This is a genomic window from Sandarakinorhabdus sp., assembly GCF_031422795.1.
Taxonomy (GTDB): Bacteria; Pseudomonadota; Alphaproteobacteria; order Sphingomonadales; family Sphingomonadaceae; genus Sandarakinorhabdus.
In genome coordinates this window covers 1-8442 of the sequence record NZ_JANPML010000247.1, presented here as the reverse complement: position 1 = coordinate 8442, position 8442 = coordinate 1, and the positions used below count along the sequence as shown (strand labels likewise).

Genomic DNA, 8442 nt, shown 5'->3' with positions numbered 1-8442 from the left:
GCTGGCGTGAAAAAGATCATCGTGCTGATGGAGCACAACGCCAAGGACGGCAGCGCCAAGTTCAAGACCGCCTGCACCCTGCCGCTCACCGGCAAGGGCGTGGTGGACATGGTGATTTCCGAACTCGCCGTGCTGGCGCGTCCGGCCAAGGGTGCGGCGTTCAAGCTGATCGAACTGGCGCCGGGCATCGATCTGGGCACGCTGCGCGCCCGCACCGAAGGCCATTTCGAGGCCTGATACGGAAAAACCGCCGGCAGCGGGGGGCTGCCGGCGGCTTTCTTCCGATCCCGATGGTCAGAAGCGGAAGTTGACGCCGGTCATCACCGCGTGACGGTGATAGTTCAGCGTGGCGCCGCCGCCGATGCCGGGCAGATTGTCGTTGCCGTAATCGCTGTAGTTATACTCGATGCGGGCCGAAACATTCTTGGCCAGCATATGTTCGTAACCGGCACCCACGGTGTAGCCGTCGCGGTTTTCGGCGCCGCCGGCCGGGTTGGTGATCGAGAAACGCGCGTTGGAATAGCCGCCGCGCGCATAGAGCAGGCCTTCCGGCGTTACCAGCCAGCCGGCGCGGGCGGTCACGTTGACGGTGCGGCCGGCTTCCAGATCAAAGGTCGGGAAGCTGTTGGTGCCGGTGCGGCCGGTGAGCGAGGCTTCGACGCCGAGCACGGCACTGCCGAGGTTGAAGTCATAGCCGAGCTGGCCACCATAAGCGAGGCCGTCACCCTTGGCGCGGGTGGTCAGCGGCGGCACGGTGCCGAGGTCAAGCGACTGGCGATCCTGCTGCCAGCCCAGTTGCACACCGACGAACGGGCCGTTGAAATTGGTGGCTTCCTGGGCCGCGGCCGGGCCAGCGATGGCAGCAGCGGCAAGCAGGGCAAAGGGTAGACGCGACATGATCAGTTTCCTTGTGTGATGCCGGCGATGGGGGGTGCCGGCTGCACACGGAACTAGGCCACTGCATCTGGCCGCCCGCTGAACCAAATCGGGCAATTTCAGGGAATTGAGGCAAAAACTGCCCCAGCTTTGCCCTGCTTTGTTCAGCCTTTCTTCAGGTGGCGGCGGCCGAGCAGTTCGGCGATCTGCACCGCATTCAGCGCCGCGCCTTTGCGCAGATTGTCGGAAACGCACCACAGCGCCAGGCCGTGTTCCACGGTTGGATCCTTGCGCACGCGGGAGACGAAGGTGGCATATTCGCCCACGCATTCGACCGGCGTGACGTATCCGCCGTCCTCGCGCTTGTCGACGAGCATGATGCCCGGTGCCGCGCGCAGCAGGCTTTGCGCCTTGGCCACGGTGATCGGCATTTCGAATTCGACGTTGATGGATTCCGAATGGCCGACGAACACCGGCACGCGCACGCAGGTCGCCGTCACTTCGATATCGGGATCGAGAATCTTGCGGGTTTCCACCGTCATCTTCCACTCTTCCTTGGTGTACCCGTCCATGCCGCTGTCCGGCCCAAGGAAGCTGTCGATGTGCGGGATCACGTTGAAGGCGATGCGCTTGGTGAACTTTTCGTTCACCGGCTCGTCGCCCACGAAGATGGCGCGGCTTTGGGTGAACAGTTCGTCCATGCCGTCCTTGCCGGCTCCCGACACCGATTGATAGGTGCTGACCACGATGCGCTTGATGATGGCGGCATCGTGCAGCGGCTTCAGCGCCACCACCATCTGCGCGGTCGAGCAGTTGGGGTTGGCGATGATCATGCGTTTCTTATAGCCGTCGATGGCTTCGGGGTTCACTTCCGGCACGATCAGCGGCACGTCATGATCCATGCGGAACAGGCTGCTGTTGTCGATGACAACGCAGCCTTGGGCGGCGGCCTTGGGGGCAAAGATTTTCGTCGGGCCGGAACCAGCGGCGAACAGGGCGATATCCCAACCGGTAAAATCGAAATGTTCAAGGTTCTGCACCTTGATCTCGCGGCCGGTCTCGCCAAACTCGACCGTTTCGCCCACCGAACGCGACGAGGCGAGGGCGGCAATATCATCAAGCGGGAACTGCCGTTCCGCCAGGATGTTCAGCATTTCGCGCCCGACACTGCCGGTGGCGCCCACAACAACAACCTTGTAGCCCATGTGTAACTCCTTGGGCTGCGGCTGTTAGCGGATTGGCGCTCAGAGTCCAGTTTTCAGCGTATGCGGTCGCGGCCAAGGATGGCGGTCACCGCCAGATCGGCCGTCACATTGCCCAGTGTGCGGAACACGTCGGGCACCAGCTCCACCGCCAGCAGCACGGGCAGCACGGCGATGGGCACACCCATGGCGTTGGCGATCGGCACGCAGGCGGCGAGGAAGGTGATGGAGCCGGGCAGGCCGCCGGTGGACACCGCTGCCACCAATGCCGCCAGCAGCGCGCCAAGAAAGGCCAGCGCCGAATGCTCCATCCCATAGAGATGGCCGCAATAGAGGACGACGGCGACATTGGCGCACGGGGAGGTGATGCGGAAGATGCTCACCGCCAGCGGCAGCACCACCCGGCTGGTGGCTTCGGGCAGGCCAAGCCGTTCGGCACCGTCAAAGATTGCCGGCAGGCTGGCGATGCTGGACTGGGTGGAGACGGCGACCGCCTGCGCCGGCAGCGCCGCCCGCGCAAAGGCCAGCGGGCCAACGCGGCCGAAGATCACCGCCAGCGGATAGACCAGGATGATCAGGCCGACCTGCACCAGCACCAGGACGGCGATATAATGGCCCAGCAGGCCGAACGCACCCAGCCCGGCCTTGATCCCGACGCTCACCGCCAGCGCGAACACGCCCAGCGGCGCCACCACGAAAATCCAGCCGACCAGCACCAGCATGGCATCCTTCACGGCATCGAACAGGTTCACGAGATTGTGGCGGCGATCATCATCGAGCCTGGTTGCCGCCAACGCGAACACGGCGATGAAGGTGACGACGGGCAGCATGTCGCCCTTGGCCAGCGAATCGAAGATGTTGGCGGGCACAAGGCTGAGCAGCCATTGGCCCAAGTCGATCTTGATGTCGCCCGCTGGTGCTGCCGTGGCCGCGCTGGACGCCACGATGGCCGCTGCAGAGGCCGCTGGTGCCGGCCACCAATCCAGCAGCAGCGGCACGGAGATCATCGACCAGCCGGCCGAAAACACCAGCAACAGGAAGAACGCCAGCAGCGCCCGCCCGGCCAGCGTGCCACCGCCGGCCTGGCCCACGGATTGGGCGATACCGGTGAACAGCAGCCCGGCGATCAGCGGGATGATCGTCATCTGCAGCGCCTGCAGCCACAAATTGCCGATGGCATCGGTGACCGGCAGCAGCGGCGTGCCAATGTCGGCGGGCAGTAGCGCGCCCACCACCAGCCCGGCCAGCAGCGCGAGGAAAATCCGCAGCGTAAGGTTCATTTGCCTGCCTCCGCACCGGCCAGCGTGCCCATGGTGACATAGAGTTTGGCGAGATCGTCAATACCCATCGACGGCACTGGTTTCACCCGGCTGGCCTCCACAAACAACATGCCGCCGCCCACTGGCACCGGCGCGGTCGGGATGAGGATGAGGTAGCGCGGGCCCTGACCGAAATCATGCAAGCGTGGCGATGTGAGCAGCGCCAGTGCTTCGACATGATTGCCAAAACTGACCGACACCACCGACATGCCGCTCATCTCGCCGCCGGGGCTGCTGCCCATCATGCGCACGAACTGCGCCAGCGGGCGATAGAGCGGGCCAAGCACCGGGATGCGGGCGATCAGGCCATCAAGCCCGCCCTCCAGCCGCTGGCGAAAGCGCGTCTGCACGGCGAGACCAACCAGCCAAACCAGCAGCGCCGCCATGCCGATGCCGGCCCAGAAAGCCGCCAGCGGCGACGGGGTGAAGAACATGCCCGCCGTGCCGAGCAATTGGCCAAGCGGTGTTCTGGGACCAAGCGCGGCGATCAGATAGCCCGCCAGCCAGTTGAGCAGGATCAGGGTCAGCAGCACCGGCGCCAGGAACAGCAACCCGGTGGCGAAGGGGCTGAGGAATTTGCGGATCAAAGGTTGGCCAAAATGGCGTCGCCCATGGCCGTGGTGGACATGGTGCCGCCCAGATCGGGCGTGCGGGCGCCGGCATCGAGCGCGGCTTCCACGGCGGCTTCCACCTTGGCGGCCAGTTCCGGCGCACCCAGGCTGTAACGCAGCGCCATGGCAAAGCTGAGCACCGAGGCGCACGGATTGGCGACGCCGCGCCCGGCGATATCGGGGGCTGAACCGTGGATGGGCTCATACAGGCCCGGCGTGCCGGATTCGCCGATGGCGGCAGACGGCAACATGCCCAGCGACCCGGTCAGCATCGCGGCTTCATCCGACAGGATATCGCCGAACAGATTGTCGGTCAGAATCACGTCGAACTGCTTGGGATATTTCACCAGCTGCATGGCCATATTGTCGGCCAGCATGTGGGACAGCGTGATATCGGGATATTCAGCGTCGCGCAGCGCCTGCACATCCTCGCGCCACATCAGCCCGGCTTCCATCACATTGCCCTTTTCCGCCGAGCAGACCCCGCCGGTGCGGGTGCGGGCCAGTTCAAAGGCAATGCGGGCAACGCGCTGGATTTCGCTGGTCGTATAAACATGGGTGTTGACGCCGCGGCGCTGGCCATCGGGCAGGGTTTCGACGCCGCGCGGGGCTCCGAAATAGACGCCGCCGGTCAGTTCGCGGACGAACAGGATATCCAGACCGTCGACATAGGCGCGCTTCAGCGAAGATGCGTCTGCCAGCGCCGAAAAGCAGCGCGCCGGGCGCAGATTGGCATAGACATTCATGCCGGCCCGCAAGCCCAGCAGCCCGGCTTCGGGGCGCTTGTCATAGGATTGGCTGGCCCATTGCGGGCCGCCCACGGCGCCCATCAGCACTGCATCAGCAGCCTTGGCGCGGGCCAGCGTTTCATCGGTGAGCGGCACGCCGGTCGCATCGATGCTGGCGCCGCCGAACAACGCGTCTTCCACGGTGAGGGCGAGACCGCCGGTGATCAGGCGGCCAGCCACGCGGCGGGCAACAGCGGTGACTTCGGGGCCGATGCCATCACCGGGCAGGAGCAGAAGGGTCTTGGTCATCCTTTGCCCTTACCGGCAACGCGCAGCGCTGCCAACCGGGTCGAATGGCGGGGCCAGATCAGCCCTTGCTGTGGGCGGCCCCAGCAATCCATGGCCGTTCAGCCGCCAGCCGGGTTTCATGCGCGGTGATGGTGTTGGCCATGCCCAGCGTCAGCCCGATCTCGTCCTGGCCGCTGACCAGGCATTGTTTGCGGAACGGATCCATGGCGAATTCGAACCGGTCCTGAAATGGCGTGGTGACGACCTGATTTTCCAGATCGACCGTGATCGCCTGGCCGTCGCGCGCCACTTCCATCAACCGGTCCACCGCCTCCTGCGGCAGCGTCACCAGCAGCAGACCGTTCTTGAAGGCGTTGCCGCCAAAGATATCGGCAAAGCCCGATGATATGACGACGCGGATGCCCAGATCGGCCAGCGCCCACGGCGCATGTTCACGGCTGGAACCGCAGCCGAAATTATGGCCGGCGATCAGGATCGGTGCGCCAGCGTTGGTGTCGAACACATTGTCCGGATTCTCGCGCAGCGCTGAAAAGGCGCCCTTGCCCAGCCCAAGCCGGCTGATGGTCTTCAAAAAGCGCGCCGGGATGATCACATCGGTATCGATGTTGGCGGCGCCAAACGGGATGGCATGGCCGGAGAGGGTGGTGAAGGGCTGCATGACCAGCGCGATGCCACAGCGCAAAGCCGCCTGCAACGTTGGCTTTGCCGATGCTCAAGTTCATCAGCAATCGTGCTTTCACCGCGCAGCGGACAAGCCTAAAAGCCATGCATGGCCCAGCATCTTTATCTCGTCGACGGCAGCAGCTTCATCTTCCGCGCCTATCACCGGCTGCCGCCGTTGACCGATCCGCAGGGCACGCCGGTGGGTGCCGTCTATGGCTTCACCGCCATGCTGTGGAAGCTGATTGCGGAATTGAACAAGGCCGAGGCCCCGACTCACCTTGCCGTGGTTCTGGATGCCGGCAGCCACACCTTTCGCAACGATATGTATGATCAATACAAGGCCAACCGCCCGCCAGCGCCGGAAGACCTGATCCCGCAATTCCCGCTGATCCGCGATGCGGTGCGGGCGTTTTCGGTGCCTTGTTTCGAACAGTCCGGCGTGGAGGCCGACGACATCATCGCCAGTTATGCCGTGGCGGCGCGGGCGGCGGGGATGAACGTCACCATCGTTTCGTCCGACAAGGATCTGATGCAGCTGATCGAACCAGGCATCAACATGCTCGATACGATGAAAAACCAGCTGATCAACCGGGCTGAGGTGATCGAGAAATTCGGCGTGCCGCCCGAACAGGTGGGTGAAGTGCTGGCGCTGATGGGCGACGCTGCCGACAATATCCCCGGCGTGAAGGGCGTTGGCCCTAAGACCGCCGCCGAGTTGATCAGCGAATATGGCAGCGTTGAAGGCGTGATCGCCAATATCGCGGCGATCAAGAAGCCCAAGCTGAAGGAAACGCTGGCCGCCAGTATCGACATGGCGCGGCTGTCGCGTGAGCTGGTGCGCCTGAAGGATGATCTGCCGCTGCCCGCCGGGCTGGACGAATTGACCCTGAAGGAGCCGCCGCACGAACCGTTGGCGGCCTTCCTGAAAAAGCACGGTTTCCGTGCCATGCTGGCCAAGCTGGACAGCAGCGGCGCGGGCGGGCCGGCGCCGAACACGCACCGCCCGTCCACAGCGGCGGTGGCAGAGGATGAAGTCGCCTTCACCCACGGCGATTATGAGACGGTGACGACGCTGGAGCGGCTGGACTGGTGGATCGGGGAAAGCCTCAGGCTGGGCGCAGTGGCGGTGGATACCGAAACCACCGGCACCGATCAGATGCGCTGTGATCTCGTCGGCATTTCGCTGGCCACAGCGCCGGGCAAGGCCTGCTATATTCCGGTCTCCCACGGCACCGGCGACGGCATGTTTGCCGAGCGGCCGCCGCAGCTGGGCCTTGCCGAAACCGTCGCCCGGCTGAACCCGCTGTTTGCCAATCCGGCGGTGCTGAAGATCGGCCAGAATTTGAAATATGATCTGATCGTGCTGGCCCGCCACGGCGTGCCGGTGCTGGCGCCGTATGACGACACAATGCTGCTCAGTTACGCGCTTGATGCCGGGCGCTGGAACCACGGCATGGATGATTTGTCGGCCCGGCATCTTGGCCACACGCCGATTGCCTACAAGGATGTCGCCAAGGGGCTGAAAAGCTTTGCCGAGGTCGATCTGCGCAAGGCGACCGATTATGCCGCCGAGGATGCCGATGTGACCTTCCGCCTGTGGCAGGGCTTCCGCCGCCGCCTGTGGAAGGAACAGGTGACCAGCATTCACGAGCAGGTTGACAGACCGCTGCTGCCGGTGATCGCGCAGATGGAAATGGCCGGCATCAAGGTCGATCGCGCCGAACTGGCCCGCCTGTCGGCGCTGTATGAAGTCGAGATCAGCCGGCTGGAACTGGAGATCCACGAACTCGCCGGCGGCCCCTTCACCATCGGCAGCCCCAAGCAGTTGGGCGAAATATTGTTCGACAAGCTGGGATACAAGGGCGGCAAGAAGAGCAGCAAGACCGGCGCCTGGACCACCGATGCCAGCGAGATGGAGCGGCTGGCCGAGGAAGGCGCACCCATCGCGCAGAGGGTGCTCGACTGGCGCCAGCATTCCAAGCTGAAATCGACCTACACCGACGCGCTGCAGCAGCAGATCAACCCGACCACCGACCGGGTCCACACCAATTTCCACCTCGCCGCCACGTCAACTGGGCGACTTTCTTCGAACGATCCCAATCTGCAGAATATCCCGATCCGCACCGAACTGGGCCGGCGCATCCGCCACGCCTTTGTCGCCGCGCCGGGCAATGTCATCATGGCGGCGGATTATAACCAGATCGAACTGCGGCTGGTCGCCCATATCGCCGACGTGCCGGAATTGAAGACGGTTTATGCCGAGGGCGGCGATGTCCACGCGCTCACCGCCAAGGAAGTTTTTGGCCATGTCGATCGCGACACCCGCGCCCGGGCGAAAACCATCAATTTCTCCATCATCTACGGCATTTCCGCCTTTGGCCTGGCGGCCCGGTTGGGCATCGATCGCAGCGAGGCGGCGCGCTATATCGAGCTGTATTTCAGCCGCTTCCCCGGCATCCGCAATTACATGGCCGAGACGATTGCCTTTGCGAAAGAGGCTGGCTTCGTCACGACGCTGTTCGGCCGCAAGTGCAACGCGCCATTGATCCTTTCCAAGAACCAGGGCGAGCGCCAGTTCGCCGAACGCGCCGTCGTCAACGCCCGCGTGCAGGGCACGGCGGCCGACATCATCAAGCGCGCCATGGTGCAGATGCCGGGTGCCTTGGCTGAGGCGGGCCTGACGGGGACCAAGATGCTGCTGCAGGTGCACGACGAACTGGTGTTCGAAGTGCCG

8 protein-coding genes are annotated in these 8442 nt (G+C 64.1%); 2 read left to right on the top strand and 6 right to left on the bottom strand.

The annotated features are described in order from the left end of the window. Positions 1-237 (top strand): CoA-transferase (locus tag RMO81_RS09070; protein WP_409049602.1); only part of this gene is annotated, 237 nt, incomplete at its 5' end. Between the two features lie 57 nt (positions 238-294). Here RMO81_RS09070 and RMO81_RS09065 read toward each other — a convergent pair. The 6 genes from RMO81_RS09065 to leuD form a co-directional block, all read right to left on the bottom strand. After that, positions 295-897 carry an outer membrane beta-barrel protein gene (locus RMO81_RS09065; protein ID WP_310475511.1) on the bottom strand — a complete coding sequence of 201 codons (603 nt, stop codon included), beginning with the start codon at positions 895-897 and terminating at the stop codon, positions 295-297. 143 nt (positions 898-1040) lie between these two features. Further along, positions 1041-2081: an aspartate-semialdehyde dehydrogenase gene (locus tag RMO81_RS09060; RefSeq protein ID WP_310475510.1), complete on the bottom strand. Its 1041-nt coding sequence runs from the start codon at positions 2079-2081 to the stop codon at positions 1041-1043. Positions 2082-2134: 53 nt separating this feature from the next. Further along, positions 2135-3358: a cation:dicarboxylate symporter family transporter gene (locus tag RMO81_RS09055; protein ID WP_310475508.1), complete on the bottom strand. Its 1224-nt coding sequence runs from the start codon at positions 3356-3358 to the stop codon at positions 2135-2137. Next, complete coding sequence (locus RMO81_RS09050) at positions 3355-3984, bottom strand: DUF502 domain-containing protein (RefSeq protein ID WP_310475507.1); 630 nt, start codon at positions 3982-3984, stop codon at positions 3355-3357. The genes RMO81_RS09055 and RMO81_RS09050 overlap by 4 nt, the downstream gene beginning before the upstream one ends. Beyond that, positions 3981-5045 carry a 3-isopropylmalate dehydrogenase gene (gene leuB, locus RMO81_RS09045; RefSeq protein ID WP_310475505.1) on the bottom strand — a complete coding sequence of 355 codons (1065 nt, stop codon included), beginning with the start codon at positions 5043-5045 and terminating at the stop codon, positions 3981-3983. Before leuB ends, RMO81_RS09050 begins: the two co-directional genes overlap by 4 nt. Positions 5046-5103: 58 nt before the next feature. Further along, positions 5104-5703, bottom strand: coding sequence for a 3-isopropylmalate dehydratase small subunit (gene leuD, locus RMO81_RS09040; protein ID WP_310475504.1), 600 nt, complete (start codon positions 5701-5703; stop codon positions 5104-5106). Positions 5704-5814: 111 nt separating this feature from the next. Here leuD and polA point away from each other — a divergent pair. Further along, positions 5815-8442: DNA polymerase I (polA, locus tag RMO81_RS09035; RefSeq protein ID WP_310475503.1), on the top strand; the 2628-nt coding region annotated here is incomplete at its 3' end.

Bases quoted from the DNA above. Each gene is read 5' to 3' on its own strand.
- leuB (WP_310475505.1), bottom strand. From the start codon at position 5,045: ATGACCAAGACCCTTCTGCTCCTGCCCGGTGATGGCATCGGCCCCGAA.
- RMO81_RS09055 (WP_310475508.1), bottom strand. From the start codon at position 3,358: ATGAACCTTACGCTGCGGATTTTCCTCGCGCTGCTGGCCGGGCTGGTG.
- leuD (WP_310475504.1), bottom strand. From the start codon at position 5,703: ATGCAGCCCTTCACCACCCTCTCCGGCCATGCCATCCCGTTTGGCGCC.
- RMO81_RS09065 (WP_310475511.1), bottom strand. From the start codon at position 897: ATGTCGCGTCTACCCTTTGCCCTGCTTGCCGCTGCTGCCATCGCTGGC.
- RMO81_RS09060 (WP_310475510.1), bottom strand. From the start codon at position 2,081: ATGGGCTACAAGGTTGTTGTTGTGGGCGCCACCGGCAGTGTCGGGCGC.